This window comes from Micromonospora sp. NPDC023956 (assembly GCF_040639195.1).
In the GTDB taxonomy this organism is placed as follows: domain Bacteria; phylum Actinomycetota; class Actinomycetes; order Mycobacteriales; family Micromonosporaceae; genus Micromonospora.
The window spans coordinates 11,828-26,925 of the sequence record NZ_JBEZZN010000019.1; the positions used below are offsets into that span (position 1 = coordinate 11,828).

Genomic DNA, 15,098 nt, shown 5'->3' on the forward strand with positions numbered 1-15,098 from the left:
CCTGACTACTCTCTGAATTGTCATGACTACACCGGAGTCAGGGGTTGGTCGGGAGCGGGTCCTCGGTCCGGTGCCCTCCAGTGCGGTGCGACGGGATGATCCGGGTGGGCCGGACGCGGGCGTGCGCCTGGCCGGTCGATGGCTTCCGGACGTCGTCGCGGTGGTGAGCTTCGTACTCCTGGCCCTCTGGGTGACCGCGCGGTTCTGGACGAATCCCGACCACGAGAGCCTGGTCAATCCCACCGACCAGGCGCAGTTCGAGTGGATGATGGCGCACGGCGCGCGGGTGGTGACCGATTTCGCGTACCCGTTCGGTTCGGATCGGATGAACGTGCCGGAGGGCGTCAACCTCATGGCAAATACGTCCGTATTATCCGTTTCATTGCCAATGACGCCGGTCACCGTGCTGTTCGGGCCGCGCGCCGCCTTTCTTCTCTTTCTCACCAGCGCGATGATCGCCACCGGAACCGCCTGGTACCTCGTCATCTCCCGGGTGCTGACCCGGTCCCGGCTCGCGGCCTGGGTGGGGGCGACGTTCTGCGCCTTCTCCCCGGCGATGATCTCCCACGCCAACGCCCATCCCAACATCGTCGCCCAGTACGTGGTCCCGCTGATTGTCTGGCGGACGCTGGCGCTGCGCGAACCGGGCCGGTCGGTGCGCAACGGCCTGCTCCTCGGGCTCCTCGTCGTCTGGCAGGCGTTCCTCAACCTGGAGATCCTGCTGATGACCGCGGTGGGGCTCGGGGTGGTGGTCGCCGTGCTGGTCGTCCGCCGGCCCGACCTGCGGCGGCACGGCCGCCCCTTCCTCACCGGGCTCGGCGTCGCCGCCGCCCTCGCGCTCGTCGTGCTGGCGTACCCGCTCTACGTCCAGTTCTTCGGCCCCGGCGCGTACGAGGGCCTCTCCCGGCTGATCCGGGGCTACCGCAGCGACCTCGCCTCCTTCGTCGCCTGGCCCGGCGAGTCGCTGGCCGGGGACCCGCGCGACACCGAGCGGCTGGCCAAGAACCCGACCGAGGAGAACGCCTTCTTCGGCTGGCCGTTGGTGCTGCTCGTGCCCGCCCTCGTCTGGTGGCTGCGGGACCGCGCCGAGGTGCTCGGCCTCGCCGCAGCCGGGCTGCTGTTCGCCGTGCTCTCGCTGGGACGTGAGATCCGTTACAACGGCCGGGACACCGGCGTCCCCGCGCCCTGGGGGGCCCTGGAGAACCTGCCGATCCTGCACTCGGTGGTGCCGACCCGCTGGGCGCTGGCGCTGACCCCGGTCGTCGGCCTGCTCCTGGCGTACGGCGTCGAGCGCGCCGGGGAACTGGGTCGGCGTCATCCGGCGGCGCGCCGGCAGATCCGGTTCGGCGCGGTCACCGTGCTGGCGATGGCGCTGCTGCCCCTGCTGCCCACCCCGCTGCCGACCGCCCGCCTGGACCCGGTGCCCGAGTTCGTCACCTCCGGCGCGTGGCGACCGTACCTGGCCGGTGGGCGGAGCCTGGTCGCCCTGCCGCTGCCGGACACCGACGACGCCGATCCGCTGCGCTGGTCCGCGGTGACCGGCCTGGAGATGCCGATCGCCCGGGGCTACTTCCTGGGGCCGGACCGGCGGCCGGACGCGCCCGAGGGGCGGATCGCCCTGTTCGGGGCCACACCCCGGCCGACCAGCAGCTTCTTCGTCACCATCCGGCGCACCGGCGCGGTGCCGCCGATCACCCCGCAGGACCGGGTGGCCGCCGTCGACGACCTGCGGTACTGGCGGGCCGGGGCGGTGGTGCTCGCCCCGCACCGGTACGAGGAGGCGCTCCGGCGCGGGATGACCGAGCTGACCGGCGTCGAGCCGGTCCGTACCGGCGGGGTCTGGCTCTGGGACGTCCGCCCGCTGGTGGACTGACCGCCCCGGAGCCGGTCGGAGAGCCGGCGGAGCCGGCGCGACGGACGGGGGTCAGGGGCGGATGCAGCAGTCCTGGCAGTACTTCGGCTTCGGCAGGGTGAACGCCTGGCAGCAGGTGCGGCGCTGCACGGTGGGCTGACCGGACGGCGCCGGCACCAGGTCGACCAGGTCCCGGACGTCGAGCGTGCCGAGCAGGGTGTCGACCGCCTCCACCGCCGAGCCGGGCAGCGCGTCGGCGGCCCGCAGGACCCCGTGGGCGATGCCCGAGGCGACCGACCCGAGCAGCGTACGGGTGCCGATGCGGACCTCGGTCTGGATCGCCTGGATCAGCGGGGTGAAGTGGGCGTCGAGCAGCGACCCCCGGAGCAGGCCGAGCAGTTCGGTCTCGTCGGCGACCACCCGCACCTCGGGCGGGGGTGCCAGGGCCAGCGGGTCGGTCGGCAGCACCGCCACGGTCGTGGACCGGCGCAGCCCGAGCGTGACGAGGGAACGGGGGTCGTCGAAATGGACCAGCACGTCGGCCGGGTCGAGCAGCGGAACCCGCCGCGCGGACGCCCAGCCGAGCACCGCCGGCAACGCCGCCCAGTAGCTGTACGACTTCCAGGCCAGGGCGGCGCAGGCGTGCGGTCGGCCGCCCCACAAACGGGCGGCGGCCGCCAGGAAGTCAGGAAGGCGGTCGCCGTTCACCAGGGTGGTGGCCGGGGACCAGCCGTACTCGTCGGTGACCAGCAGGCCGGGGACGAGCCCGGGGAGGGCGTCGGTGCGGAACATGGCCCGCAGCGTCGCGGTGACCGGCGCGAGCGGCGCGGCGGCGACACGGGGCGGGATCACCGCTGTCACTGGCACCTCCCTCGTCGTGGCCAGCCATAGCTAAGGCTAACCTAACTTTCGCTCCGAGGGGAGGGTTGGGCGAAGTGATGCGGGTTCCGTCCGCCCATCGTGCTCGTACCCGGGTCCGCGGGTCGGAAACCCGACGGTGAGAAGGGCATACCGGACAGGCCAAAAGTGATCCGGGGAGCGTTGTCAAGGTCAGAGTCGGCAACGTGCCACTTCCGTGGAGAACCGCCGATCGAACGTGAAACTGATACTCCCGGCCATGAGGAAGCTGATGACGACCTCGCCCCTCGAACGGGCCGCCGAATCGTTCGCAGCCGAGCTCGGCCGGCACCGGATCGAGCGAGGGCTGTCCAAGAAACAGCTCGCCACCCTGATGGGGTTCGACCCGTCGTACGTCAGCCACGTCGAGAGTCGCCGGCACCGCCCCACCGAGGACTTCGCCCGCCGCGCCGAGGCGGTCCTGGAGGCCGGCGGCGCGATCTGGCAGCGCTTCCGGGAATACGACGACCTCCGGCACGCCCGCACCGCCCCACCGCACCGCGACCCGCCGGTCCCCGGCCAGTGGATGCCCCCCGGCACGGGCCTGATCGTCGAGCACGAGTTGGCCGGGCTCACCTACCGCGACGGCATCTACCACTGCGTCGTCCGGCGGGCCCTCTACAACGCCGGCACCGAGCCGGTCACCCGCTACCTGGCCCGGGTGGCCGTCGACCGCTACCCGAACGACCCCGGCCGCTCCAACCGGCACCACCGGGACCACCCCCTCACCTTCGCCGAACTACAACTGCGGGCGTACCGGGACGACCGGGGCGAACGGGAACCGATGCACTGGCGGGCCAAGCACGACCGGGACGCGTTCAAGGAGTTCTGGCTCCTCTTCGAGAACAGCGACGGGCGCTTTCCGCTCTACCCCGGTGACCGGGCCACCATCGAGTACGAGTACTGCGTCGGCCAGGAGAAGTGGGGGCGCTGGTTCCAGCGCGCCGTCCGGGTGCCGACCCGGGCACTCGACGTGCGGCTGGACCTGCCCGCCGTGCTGGAACCGCAGGTCTGGGGACTGGAAACCTCGCTGTCGGCGGAAGAGGGGCCGTTGCGCACCCCGGTGCAGCGCCACCAGGAGGAGGACCGGGCGATCTTCGAGTGGGCCACCGAGAACCCGCCGCTCAACGCTCGCTACCGGCTCCAGTGGCGGTTCCGCAACCCGCCGGCCACGTCCACCCCGTCCCGGTCCTCCGCCGACCCCGCACGTCCCCGGCCGAGTGACCGGATGCGGGGCGCCGGCATCGTCCAGCGCGGTGCCGACCTGCTCCGCCAACCCGTCCGCCAGTTCGACCTGCCCCGGGAGGGAGCGGTCGCCCGGGACGTGGTGGAACGGCTGCTCACCGCCCTCGCCGAACTCGACGAACTGCACCGGTTCAGCCGGGGCGTCGGGCTGGCCGCCCCCCAACTCGGGCTCAGCTGCGCCGCGGCCGTGGTCCGCCCGCCGGACCGCACCGCCGACCCGGTCGTGCTGCTCAACCCCCGGGTGGTCGACTGCTCCCCGGACACCGACGAGCAGTACGAGGGCTGCCTCTCCTTCTTCGACCACCGAGGTCTCGTCCCCCGGTCGCTGCGGCTCGACGTGGAACACGGCCGCGTCGACGGCACCCGCCTGATCACGTCCTTCGAGTTCGGCATGGCCCGGCTGGTCGCACACGAGATCGACCACCTGGAGGGTCGGCTCTACGTCGACCGGATGGCACCGGGCGTACCGCTGGTGCCGGTGGAGGAGTACCGCGAGAGCAGTCACGCCTGGCGCTACTGACCCAGCCGACGCACGGGGGGCGCCGGGTCGCGTGCCCCAGGGGGCGGGGGCACGCGACCCGGCTTGGGGGGAGGAATGCCTAGAGGTTGCCGAAGGTGTCGTACCGGACGTGCTGCGCCGGCACCTGGTCGGCGGCGAGCGCCCGCAGGGTGGACCGGACCATCCCGGCCGACCCGGAGACGAAGCAGTCGTGCGCCGTCCACGGGCCGTAACGGGTCACCACGTCGGAGATGTCGCCCCGCTCGCCGTCGAAGCCCGGGTCCGCGCTGCACGCCGGAGTCACCGACAACCACGGATGGGCGGCCACCAGCTTCTGGAGAACGGCCAGGGCGTACAGGTCCTCGGCGTGCCGGGCGCCGTAGAAGACGTGCACCCAGCGGGTCCGGTTGTACGTGGTCAACTCCTCGACCAGCGCCTTGACCGGAGCCAACCCGACCCCGCCGGCCACGCAGAGGATGTCCCGCTCCGAGGCGCGGTCGAGGACCATGCCGCCCATCGGTGCGGCGATCCGCAGCAGGTCACCCGGCTTGACCCGGCGGACCAGGGCGCCGGAGAGCCAGCCCGCGCCCGGTGTCCGGACGTGGAACTCCAGGATGTTGTCGTCGTTCGGGGCGTTCGCAACGGAGTACGTCCGCCACACCCGGGGGTGGTACCGGGGCGCCTCGATGCTGACGTACTGACCGGCCCGGTACGGCAGCGGATGTTGCAGGGCCCGGACGGTCAGCACGGCCGTGTCCGGGCCGTACCGCTGGTGGGTCAGCACCTCGGCGTGCCAGAACGGCGGGTTGTCGTCGGCCGCCGCGCCGGCCTGCATCTTCTCCGCGATCGCCGCGTACGCGTCCCGCCACGCCTGGTCGTACTCCAGGTTCCAGCCGTCCCCACCGGCGGTGCGCAGGGCGTCCAGCAGGGCGATCCCCATGGTGGCGTAGTTGTCGGCGGTGACGTGGTACTTCCGGTGGTCCCGGCCGAGGGCGCGGAGGTACTCGTCGAAGCTCTCCGGGTCGTCGACCGCCTGGGTGGCGGCGACGATCGCGTCGAGGATGCGGTCGCCCTGGCCGCGCATCTGCACCGGGAAGAGCTTCCGCAGGTCGGGGTCGAGGAGGAACAGGCGGGCGTAGAAGTAGTCGCTCAGGCGCTCCCGGTCCCCTTCGACCAGAGCCCAGCTCTCCTTCAGCAGCCGCGCGAAGTTCTCCATCGGCGCTCTCCTCGGCAGGACGGTGGATCGGGCAGGACCCAGCATGACCACGGAGCGTCGATGGTGGTCGCACAGAATGTGCGATCGATTCGCGCTGGTCGGCGCGGCCTGCGGTGCCGTCCGCAACGGCGATCGGGCACAGTGGTGCGGTGACCGTTGAGCTCACCCGACCGGCGTCGCACCGGGTCCTCGGCACCGAGACGCTGCTGGTACTCGGGCTGTCGCTCGGGCAGTCCGCGATCTACGCCGTGGTCTCCCTCACCGCCAAGCTGACCGCCGAGGGGGGACTCTCCCGGCAGACCGCCGCACTGAACACCTCGGTGTCACCCCGGCCCTGGCTGGACCTGACGTACCAGGTGCTCGGCATCGTCTTCGCGCTGGTGCCGGTGCTGCTCGCCGTACACCTGGTCAACCGGGACCCGGGCGACGCCGGCCGGACCCTCGGCCTGGACGCCCGGCAGCCCGGCCGGGACCTGGCCCGGGGCGCCGGCCTGGCCGCGCTGATCGGCCTGCCGGGCCTGGCCCTGTTCTGGGTCGCCGCGCAGCTCGGACTCAACGCCACCGTCGTGCCGGCCGCGCTGCCCGAGCTGTGGTGGACGGTGCCGGTGCTGATCCTCGCCGCCGTGCAGAACGCCGTGCTGGAGGAGGTGATCGCGGTCGGCTACCTGACGACCCGACTGCGGCAGCTCCAGTGGCGGGTCGGCGCGGTGATCGCCACCAGTGCGCTGCTGCGCGGCTCCTACCACCTCTACCAGGGCTTCGGCGCGTTCGTCGGCAACGCGGTGATGGGGGTCGTCTTCAGCCTCTTCTACCTGCGGACCCGGCGGGTCATGCCGCTGGTCGTCGCGCACACCCTGCTCGACATCGTGGCGTTCGTCGGCTACTCCCTACTGCCCAGGGAGTGGTTCGACTGGCTCTGAGGTTGGTGGAACCCCGGCTGCCGCCGGTAGACCGTGATCGCGCGGGCGGCCAGCCGCTCCACGGCGGCCGAGTTCCCGGCGGCGGTGGCGAGGATCGCCGCACCGGGCAGCAGCCGCGATGCCAAGCGCAGCGCCAACCAGCCGCCGGCCTGCGCGGCGAGCGGGGCGGCCAGCCGCCAGGCCGCCTCGGCCACCCGGCCCCACGGTGGCTCGCCCTCCCCGGTTGCCGCGCGGGCGGCGGCCAGAGCGGTCCGGGCGCTCTCCGCGTCCGGGTGCACCCGGGTCAGCACCAACAGCTCGACCGCCCGCTCCGGATCGACCGGATCGCGGCCGTGCGCCGCCGCCAGGTGCAGCACCAGGCCGGACTGGGTCCAGAGCACCGCCGCCAGCTCGGCCAGGGGAGCGAAGAGCCCGGCCACCGCGACGGTCGCCCCACCCCAACCGGCCGCCCGGACGAACCGCCGGGTGGCGAGCCGGGCCAGGCCGGCGGATTCGACCTTCGGGTACGCCTCGCGTAGCCCGGCCGCCCAGGCAGCGGCCTGCGGTCCGATCCGCTCCACCGCCGCCAGCGCCAGCAACTCCGGCGCGAAGGCCGGATGCGCCAGAATCCGCTCGAGATCGACGGTACGCCCGGCCGGCGGCGTGCCCGACCTCCCGGAAGCCGTTGTCGCCGGCTCTACCGTGGCGACCGGCTCTATCGCGGTTGCTGACTCTACTGCGGCTGCTGGCGCTACCGCGGTCATCGGCTCTGCCGCGGTTGCTGGCTCCACCGCGGTTGCTGGCGCTACCTCGGTCATCGGCTCTGCCGCGGTCGCTGGCTCTGGTCGGTGCGGCGTAACCGGTGCCGTCTCCTCGGCGGCACCCGCCTTCCTGGTGTCCCGCCGGGGGCGGGTGGTCTGCTTGGCGGGCGTCTTCCGGGCCGTGGCCTTCTTCGGGGCGGCGCTTCGCGGCGCAGCCCTCCCGGCGCTTCTGTCGTCTCCTGCTTCCGCCGGGGCCCCGACCGCCGTCGTGTGTTCCGGATCACCTTCGGCCGGTTGGTCCTCCGGTGCCGCTCCCGCGCGCCGGGCGGTCCGGACGGCCTGTCGTGGAGCTCGCCGAGGCGGTGCGGCCGGCTCCGACCCCTCGGCTGGACCGCCGCCGGTGTCCGGAGGCTGGAACAGCACCGTCGGAGCCGCCGCCTTTCGCCGTGAACGCCCCCGAGGCGGATCCGCCGGCTGTTCCGTGTCCGGGGCGCGTTCGGCCGAGGGGCTGGGCGGTGGAGTGAAGGTCGGCTGGGGAGAACGGCCGCGACGTGTTGCTGCACGTGGCTCGCGGCGAGGTGGGTCGCTCGGCGGCTGCTCCTGCATATCGATGGAGCGTAGTCCCGATGGCAGCGGTCCGCAGGGCAAAAACGCTGGTCACGGTGGAGGGTTCGGAGGCCGGCCCGGCGGAAGGTGGAAGTCGCTTTGCTCCCTGCGGGGGCGGGGCTGTATTCTCGGTCGGCGGTGGTCTGATGGCCACCGGGGAGACTTCGCCTAGTCTGGTCTATGGCGCCGCACTGCTAATGCGGTTGGGGTCTTAAAGCCCCTCCCGGGTTCGAATCCCGGAGTCTCCGCGCAAGGCCGGGTGTGTAGACTGGCCGAGCACCAGCGCCCGTAGCTCAACGGATAGAGCATCTGACTACGGATCAGAAGGTTAGGGGTTCGAGTCCCTTCGGGCGCGCAAGATCACAAGGGGTCTGACCTGCGGAAACGCGGGTCAGGCCTCTTGTGTTTTCTGGCTGCTGTGGACAGTGGGTGTCACATGGGTGCGATGTGGGTGCCGCCGCCTTTGGTGTGCTTTCTTCGCGTCTCGATGCTCTGAACTGCTGGTTCAGGGCTGCGGCTGGAGCGGTCGGAGCGGGGGCACCTGTTTTCGGCCGGCGGGTGGGGCGGTTCTTCCATGCCTTGATCTTGATCTTCTTGCGGGTGTGGCGGGCGGCGGTGAGGACGAGGTGTGCGGTGGCGTCGGCGCATTGTCTCTGTACCTGGGGCAGGACGGTGGTGTAGGTGTCGGCGGTGATGACGATGCTGGAGTGCCCGAGCAGGTCTTGCAGGGTCTTCAGGTCCGCGCCGGCCTGGTGGGCCAGGGACGCGGCGCCGTGCCGCAGGTCGTGCAGCCGCACCGGAGGTAGTTCGGCGCGTTGGACGAGTTTGCGGAATCGGGTGGTGGCGTAGTTCGGGTTGATCGGCTGGCCGTCGGGGCGGGTGAACACGTACCCGGAGTCCGTCCAGGGCTGGCCAGCCTCAATCGCTTGCTCGCGTTGGTCGAGCTGTCGGCGCCGGTGATCTCGATGTGCCGGGCAGGGTTGCACTCGATGATGCCTTCGCGGACGGCGAGGTTGAGTGCTGCCCGCAGGGTGGTGCGTAGGTGCAGCATCGCCGAGGCGGACTGCGGCCGGCCTTTGCGGTTGGTGGCGGCGGCGATCTGGGCGAAGACAGTCCGGAGGAACTGGGCGTCGAGGTCGGCCAGGCGGTAGCGGCCGAGGTGGGGGATGAGGACGTTGTCGACGTCGCGGGTGTAGTGGAACCGGGTGGTGGGCCGGATCTTCGTGCGGGTGTCCAGCCAGTGCCGTAGCCACCGCTCGACCGTCCAGCCGGCGGCGGTGCGGTCCGCCGCGGTGCCGGCCAGCCACTCGTCGCGGGCGCGGCGGGCGGCGGCCTGCGACGGGTAACCACCCCGGCGGACCCGTTCCCGGCGGCCGAGCAGGTTCGTCGCGGAGCAGTGGAAGTACCAGCTGCCATGCCCCCGCTCGGCCAACCGGGGACACGACTGCTCAAGTCGCCGTCGGCTGGCGCCCCGGCACCCGCACCGCTTGAAGATCACCCCTGCGCTGCTCATCGTCTCGCTCCCATCGTCACCACCTGAACCGTTATCAGGGTGACGGTTCAGGCGGTGAGAACACGGTCACCAGGCCGGGAGCAGGTAACGGGGAGCGGTGGACGTGAGGGCAGTGACCGTAACCGGGGTGTTGTGCCGCGGTCAGGCGGTGGTTGTCGGTCGGGCTGGATCTGGGCTCTCGTTGGCGGGCGGCGCTGTCTCGGCCAACTGGGCGTGGCAGACGGACAGCAGTTGCCGCAGTCGGGTCAGCCGGGTGATGTGCTCGTCGACGACCTCCAACCGGCGGCGGAACATCTCACTCGCCTGTGGCAGCCGGATGCGGTCGGGCACGGTGTGTTCGGGCAGAGTGTCGCCGTCGAGCAGATGAAGGTGGTCGCTGAGCGTGGCGATGTCGTCGACGGTCAGGCCGAGCGACAGCAATTCACGGATGATTTTCACCCGGGCCACGTCGGCAGTGCTGTAGGTCCGCTGCCCGGTGCGGGTGCGTACCGGTGGTGGCAGCAGTCCTCGCTGTTCGTAGAAGCGCAACGCCCGCGGTGTGGTTCCCGCTGTCGCCGCGGCGTCACCGATACGCATCGTGCCTCCCGGCTGTCAGAGCTCTACGAGGACGGCGCCGACATGCCGTCCCTCGACGACCTCCTGGAACGCGTGGGCGGCCCGGTCGATTCCATGGATGCGGGTATGCGGAAACCGGATGCTGCCGGTGGGTAGCCAGGCGCCAAACCGCTGCGTCCATTCGGCGAGCGCGTCGGGATGGTCGGCGGCGTTGAACCCGCGCATGCTGATTCGCTTGAGCACGATGGGCACGAGGTCCAGTTCCAGCGTCGCGGTCGTGCCGGCGCCCTTGGCGGCGAGTTGCGCCGACAGCGCGCCGATCAGAACGATGCGGGCGTGGGGCCGGGCGGCTTGCACCGCCGCCTGGAGTTGTTCGCCGCCGACGGTGTCGAGCGCCACGTCGATGCCGTCCGGAGCGGCGGTGGCGAGCTGCTCGGTGATCCGTTCCGCTCCGCGTACGACGACCGCGTCGTAGCCGAGTTCGGTGGTCAAGAACCGGGCCTTCGCCGGTGAGCCGGTGGTGCCGATGACTCTGGCCGCGCCGAGACGACGGGCGATCTGGCCGGCGAGGGAACCGACGGCGCCGGCGGCGCCGGTGATCAGTACCGTGTCGCCGGTACGGACGGCGACGGTGCGGGTCAGCGCCGCGTAAGCGGTCCAGCCCTGCGACAGGTGAGCCAGCGGATCCGGTAGCGAGTCTCCGAGCCGACGGCACCGGTCGACCGGGAGGACCGCGTACTCGCGCCAGCCGAGGTCGTGCCCGACCAACTCGCCCGGACGCAGGCCGCTGGAGTAGGGGGCGGCGACGACCTCGCCGATCGCGGCGCCGGGCAGCGGATCGCCGGGTCGCGGGCCGGGCAGTCCCGCCGCGGCCGCGCCGATGAGGGTCCGGAGCAGGGCCGCGGTGACCAGGAAGGCACGGTTGCGGACCAGGACCTCGCCGGACGCGCGGGGTGGCACCGGGACCTCGACGACGGTGAAGTCTTCCGGGCGAGGCAGACCGTCCGGAGTCGTGAGCAACTGAACCTGACGATGGACGGAAGGCAGTGGTTGCACGTGACGCTCCTTGTTCGGGTCGGTGGAGCGCGACCGTAAACCCTGACCCATGCGTCAGATGCAAGACTCGACGTGGCTGCTGGCAGTCGTAGGGCGCGGGCATCTGGCTGGGGTTCGTACCGTTCGCCGCGTTCGCCCCGTTCGAAGCGGGCGCCTGCTCGGACCAGGGCGACGAGGTGTGGGGCGTTGACCGCTCGCCACCGCTGGAGTCGCGGCCGGGTCAACTCCATGCTGCCCGAAGAGGGCGCGGGCACTATCGTGCTGGCGTGCGCATCCGTTTCGACGTCCCGGTCGATCCTGACTATCCGGGCCGGGTGGCCGCCGCGCTCAGCAGGGCCCGGCTGCGCAGGTTCGGCCAGGTCGGTGCGGCGCTGGCCGCGGTCGGGGCCGCCGGGATCGCCGCCTCGCGGGGACTCGGGTGGGGCGAGCAGCTGACGCCGCTGTGGATACCGATACTCGCGGGTGGCGTGCTGGCCGTGCTGTACGCGCCGTGGGCCCGGTGGCGGGCCCGACGGCGCTCCGGCCGCTACGCGGTCGACGGTTCCTACGACATCACCGACGACAACATCATGATGCGCAGCGGCGCGGAGTCCGGCGGCATCGCCTGGGACGGCGTCGACCAGGTGCGCGACACCCCCGAGTTCTGGATCGTCTACGTCCGCCGGACGCCGGCGACCGTGATCCCCCGTGCCCTGATGTCCGCCGAGGACGCCGAGACGCTGCGCGCCTTCATGGCCGGACGCGGGCTGCTCCAGCCCCGGTGACCGCGCCTGCCGCCGACGTACGTCACGCCGACAGGACCGACGGCATCGACGGCGCCGGTCGAGTGGATGCGCCTTCAGCACGAGAATGCCCGTCTTCCAGGATCCGGGCGGCAGGATCGGCGCGCCAGATCATGATCGGAACCCAGCCGGACACGGCAACCGCGCACCGGGACAGGGCCGGACACGAGGGATGCTCGTCGCGCGAGCAACCACCGAGGGTAGGTCGGACACCGAGCAATCGGCCGGCCCGGAACCCGAAGGCCCTGCGTGCGCGGACGAGATTTCCGGCACCCACAGGAGACTGGTACAGCAGGCTGTACTTTCTGGGCCGCAGTGCGTCGGAGTCGACCTTGCGTCGCTATCGTCTCTGCCGGGAGGTACGGGATGCTGCGCAGGGACGCCGCTGGCGCTTCGGCCACTGCGGGACAGCAGGGCCCGCAGCTTTGGCGCGCGGCGCGGCGGTACCTGCGTCGCCGCGTACGGATGTCTGTCGACGCCATCGAACACCTCGTCGGCGGCCTCGGCACGTCGATCCTGGCCCTGGCAGTCGTTCTGCTGCTGCTCCTGGTGGCGCTCGCCTGCGTGGTCGGCATCGGCCTGGTGATGGTCCCGTCGACGGCGAAGGCGGTGCGGTTGGCCGCCGGACGGGAACGGATCCGACTGTCGCGATGGGGGTGTGACCTGCCCCTGCCACCGGCGGTCCCCGCTGGCCTGCGTGGCGTCCTGCACGACCCGTGGGTGCGGCGCGAGGTCGCGTTCGTGGCCACGCACGGCACCGTCGGGTTCGGGTTGGGTGTGGTCGGGCTGTCGCTGCCGATGTCCGCGGTGCAGAACCTGCTGTTCCCGTTGTACTACTGGGCGCTGCCACCGGAGGCGGGCGGCCCGGGTTTCATCAACTGGCGGATCGACGGGTTCCCCGACGCACTGATGGTGGGGTTGATCGGGGTCGGCTGGCTCGCCGCGACCGTGGCGCTCGGCCCGAGGTTGGCCCGGCTACAGGCGCTGCCGGGGCGGCGCTTGCTGGCACCCCCGCGCGACGTCGACACGTCGTTGCGGATCGCCGAGCTGACCGCGACCCGCGCGGCAGCGCTGGACGCGCACGCCGTCGAGCTGCGGCGCATCGAGCGGTCCCTGCACGACGGGGCGCAGAACCGACTGGTCGCGGTCACGGTACTGCTGGGTGCCGCGCGGCGGGCGATGCTCCGGGATCCGGCGCGGGCGGTGGAGATCCTGGACCGCGCGCACGACTCGGCCGAACTGGCCCTCGCGGAGCTGCGCAGCGTCGTACGCGGGATTCTGCCCCCGGTGCTCGACGACCGTGGGCTCGCCGCCGCGCTCGACGGCCTGGCCGCCGGGTGCGGGGTACCGTGCGCGGTGGAGGTCGATGTCCCGGGCCGGTGCGCCGCGTCGGTCGAGGCGACGGCGTACTTCGTGGTCGCGGAGGCGCTGACCAACGTCGCCCGGCACAGCTGTGCCGCCTCGGTGGCGGTCACCGTGCGGAGCAGCGGCGACCGGCTGCACGTGTCGATCGTCGACGACGGCTGGGGCGGTGCCGACGAGAGCCACGGCTCGGGGATCGGCGGCATCCGGCGGCGGGTGCAGGCCCACGACGGCCGGTTCACTCTGACCAGCCCACCCGGTGGGCCGACGGCACTACTCGTGGAGCTGCCGTGCGGATCGTGATCGCCGAGGACGACGCCCTGCTGCGGGAAGGTCTGGCGCTGCTGCTGCGGGCCGAGGCGCTCGACGTGGTCGCCACCACCGACTCACCGACCACCTTCCTGGCCGCCGTGGACGAGTTCCGACCGGACGTCGCGATCGTCGACGTCCGGATGCCGCCCACCCACACCGACGAGGGCATCGTGGCCGCCGTCGAGGCCCGGCGTCGTCGACCCGAGCTCGCGGTGCTGGTCCTGTCGGCGTACGTCGAGCAGGCGTTCGCCACCGACCTGCTCGCCGGCGGCGCGGTCCGGCTCGGCTACCTGCTGAAGGAGCGGGTCGGCAGGGTGGAGGAGTTCCTCACCGCGCTGCACCGGGTCGCTGACGGCGGTACGGCGATCGACCCGGAGGTGGTCGGCCAGTTGTTCGCCCGCAGCCGTCCCGACAGCACTCTGAGCCGGCTCAGCGGCCGGGAACGCGACGTGCTTGCCCTGATGGCCGAAGGGCTCGGCAACGGGGCGATCGCGCAGCGGCTGTTCGTCACCGACGGGGCCGTGCACAAGCACATCCGCAGCATCTTCGCCAAGCTCGGTCTCGCCCCGGACGACCGCGCCGACCGGCGGGTGACGGCGGTGCTGCGCTACCTCGAGGACGCTCAGCGCCGCGCTTAGCGATGCCGGCGCCGCGCGATTGGTACAGCCTGCTGTACCCCGGTTGGCCAGTACGCTAGATCGTCCGACAGCCCGTCTGACCATAGCGTTCTCCATGTAATCGTCCTCTGACGACATGGAGAGTGTCCAGATGTCCGTCCGCGTTGGACAGGTCGCCGACACGGCGGTCCGCGTAGTACAACTCGCCCGTACCTATGGTTCCGGACCGCAGGCGGTCACCGCGCTCGCCAGCGTCGACGCGGATTTTCGCCGCGGCACGTTCACGGCGGTCATGGGACCGTCCGGCTCCGGCAAGAGCACCCTGCTACAGACCGCAGCCGGCCTGGACCGGCCCTCCTCCGGGCAGGTGTGGATCGGTGACCAGGAGCTGTCGCGGTTGTCGGAGACGAAGCTGACCAAGCTGCGGCGCAGCCGGATCGGCTTCGTCTTCCAGGCGTTCAACCTGATCGGGGCGCTGACCGTCGAGGAGAACATCCGCCTGCCGCTGCGGCTGTCCGGGGTAAGCCCGGACGCCGCCTGGCTGCGCCAGGTGGTGGAACGGGTCGGACTCGGCGACCGGTTGCACCACCGCCCGGCCGAGTTGTCCGGCGGGCAGCAGCAGCGGGTGGCGATCGCCCGGGCGCTGGCGATGCGTCCCGAGGTGATCTTCTGTGACGAGCCGACCGGCGCGCTGGACACCCAGACCGCCGCTGACGTGCTGGCCCTGCTGCGGGCGGTGGTCGACGACTCGCAGCAGACGGTGATCATGGTGACCCACGATCCGGTGGCGGCCTCGTACGCCGACCGGGTGATGGTCCTGGCCGACGGCCGGATCGTGCGGGACATGCCCCAGCCGGGTGCGGAGCAGATCGCCGAGCAGTTGGCGTGGCTCGGCCGCCGCCAGCTCGTCACCCAGGAGAGCTGAG

General features: G+C 71.8%; 13 protein-coding genes and 2 tRNA genes. 9 read left to right on the plus strand and 6 right to left on the minus strand.

Annotation, left to right across the window (positions count from 1 at the left end):
• Positions 1-22: 22 nt before the first annotated feature.
• Complete coding sequence (locus tag AB0F58_RS26605) at positions 23-1,873, plus strand: hypothetical protein (RefSeq protein WP_357148389.1); 1,851 nt, start codon at positions 23-25, stop codon at positions 1,871-1,873.
• A 51-nt stretch (positions 1,874-1,924) separates the two neighbouring features.
• On the opposite strand, the gene AB0F58_RS26610 is transcribed toward AB0F58_RS26605, so the two are convergent.
• Positions 1,925-2,701 carry a hypothetical protein gene (locus tag AB0F58_RS26610; RefSeq protein ID WP_357148625.1) on the minus strand — a complete coding sequence of 259 codons (777 nt, stop codon included), beginning with the start codon at positions 2,699-2,701 and terminating at the stop codon, positions 1,925-1,927.
• 280 nt (positions 2,702-2,981) lie between these two features.
• On the opposite strand from AB0F58_RS26610, the gene AB0F58_RS26615 reads away from it, so the two are divergent.
• Positions 2,982-4,514, plus strand: coding sequence for a peptide deformylase (locus tag AB0F58_RS26615; protein ID WP_357148627.1), 1,533 nt, complete (start codon positions 2,982-2,984; stop codon positions 4,512-4,514).
• A gap of 79 nt (positions 4,515-4,593) precedes the next feature.
• Here the strand turns inward: AB0F58_RS26615 and AB0F58_RS26620 are convergent, their stop codons facing one another.
• Positions 4,594-5,709 (minus strand): globin domain-containing protein, encoded by a 1,116-nt coding sequence (locus tag AB0F58_RS26620; protein WP_357148392.1) that lies wholly within the window; start codon positions 5,707-5,709, stop codon positions 4,594-4,596.
• A gap of 149 nt (positions 5,710-5,858) precedes the next feature.
• Between AB0F58_RS26620 and AB0F58_RS26625 the strand changes: the two genes are divergently transcribed.
• Positions 5,859-6,629, plus strand: coding sequence for a CPBP family glutamic-type intramembrane protease (locus tag AB0F58_RS26625; protein WP_357148395.1), 771 nt, complete (start codon positions 5,859-5,861; stop codon positions 6,627-6,629).
• Here AB0F58_RS26625 and AB0F58_RS26630 read toward each other — a convergent pair.
• Complete coding sequence (locus AB0F58_RS26630) at positions 6,590-7,207, minus strand: hypothetical protein (RefSeq protein WP_357148398.1); 618 nt, start codon at positions 7,205-7,207, stop codon at positions 6,590-6,592. The genes AB0F58_RS26625 and AB0F58_RS26630 overlap by 40 nt on opposite strands.
• A 925-nt stretch (positions 7,208-8,132) precedes the next feature.
• On the opposite strand from AB0F58_RS26630, the gene AB0F58_RS26635 reads away from it, so the two are divergent.
• Positions 8,133-8,223 (plus strand) — tRNA-Ser (locus AB0F58_RS26635).
• A 34-nt stretch (positions 8,224-8,257) separates the two neighbouring features.
• Positions 8,258-8,330 (plus strand) — tRNA-Arg (locus AB0F58_RS26640).
• Here AB0F58_RS26640 and AB0F58_RS26645 read toward each other — a convergent pair.
• The 3 genes from AB0F58_RS26645 to AB0F58_RS26655 all read right to left on the minus strand — a co-directional run bounded on the left by AB0F58_RS26645 (position 8,296) and on the right by AB0F58_RS26655 (position 11,063).
• Entirely contained in the window at positions 8,296-9,417 is a 1,122-nt protein-coding gene (locus tag AB0F58_RS26645; RefSeq protein WP_357148401.1) for a tyrosine-type recombinase/integrase, read from the minus strand. The genes AB0F58_RS26640 and AB0F58_RS26645 overlap by 35 nt on opposite strands.
• A gap of 212 nt (positions 9,418-9,629) precedes the next feature.
• Positions 9,630-10,064, minus strand: coding sequence for a MerR family transcriptional regulator (locus AB0F58_RS26650; protein ID WP_357148404.1), 435 nt, complete (start codon positions 10,062-10,064; stop codon positions 9,630-9,632).
• Between the two features lie 15 nt (positions 10,065-10,079).
• Positions 10,080-11,063, minus strand: coding sequence for an NADP-dependent oxidoreductase (locus AB0F58_RS26655; protein ID WP_357148406.1), 984 nt, complete (start codon positions 11,061-11,063; stop codon positions 10,080-10,082).
• A 302-nt stretch (positions 11,064-11,365) separates the two neighbouring features.
• Here AB0F58_RS26655 and AB0F58_RS26660 point away from each other — a divergent pair, with 302 nt between their 5' ends.
• From AB0F58_RS26660 to AB0F58_RS26675, 4 genes are all read left to right on the plus strand, one after another.
• Entirely contained in the window at positions 11,366-11,863 is a 498-nt protein-coding gene (locus tag AB0F58_RS26660) for a YcxB family protein (RefSeq protein WP_357148409.1), read from the plus strand.
• Positions 11,864-12,346: 483 nt separating this feature from the next.
• Entirely contained in the window at positions 12,347-13,546 is a 1,200-nt protein-coding gene (locus AB0F58_RS26665) for a sensor domain-containing protein (protein ID WP_357148412.1), read from the plus strand.
• On the plus strand, positions 13,534-14,193 hold the full coding sequence (locus AB0F58_RS26670; RefSeq protein WP_357148414.1) for a response regulator transcription factor: 660 nt from the start codon (positions 13,534-13,536) through the stop codon (positions 14,191-14,193). Before AB0F58_RS26665 ends, AB0F58_RS26670 begins: the two co-directional genes overlap by 13 nt.
• Positions 14,194-14,323: 130 nt before the next feature.
• Positions 14,324-15,097 (plus strand): ABC transporter ATP-binding protein, encoded by a 774-nt coding sequence (locus AB0F58_RS26675; protein ID WP_357148417.1) that lies wholly within the window; start codon positions 14,324-14,326, stop codon positions 15,095-15,097.
• Position 15,098: the final 1 nt, after the last annotated feature.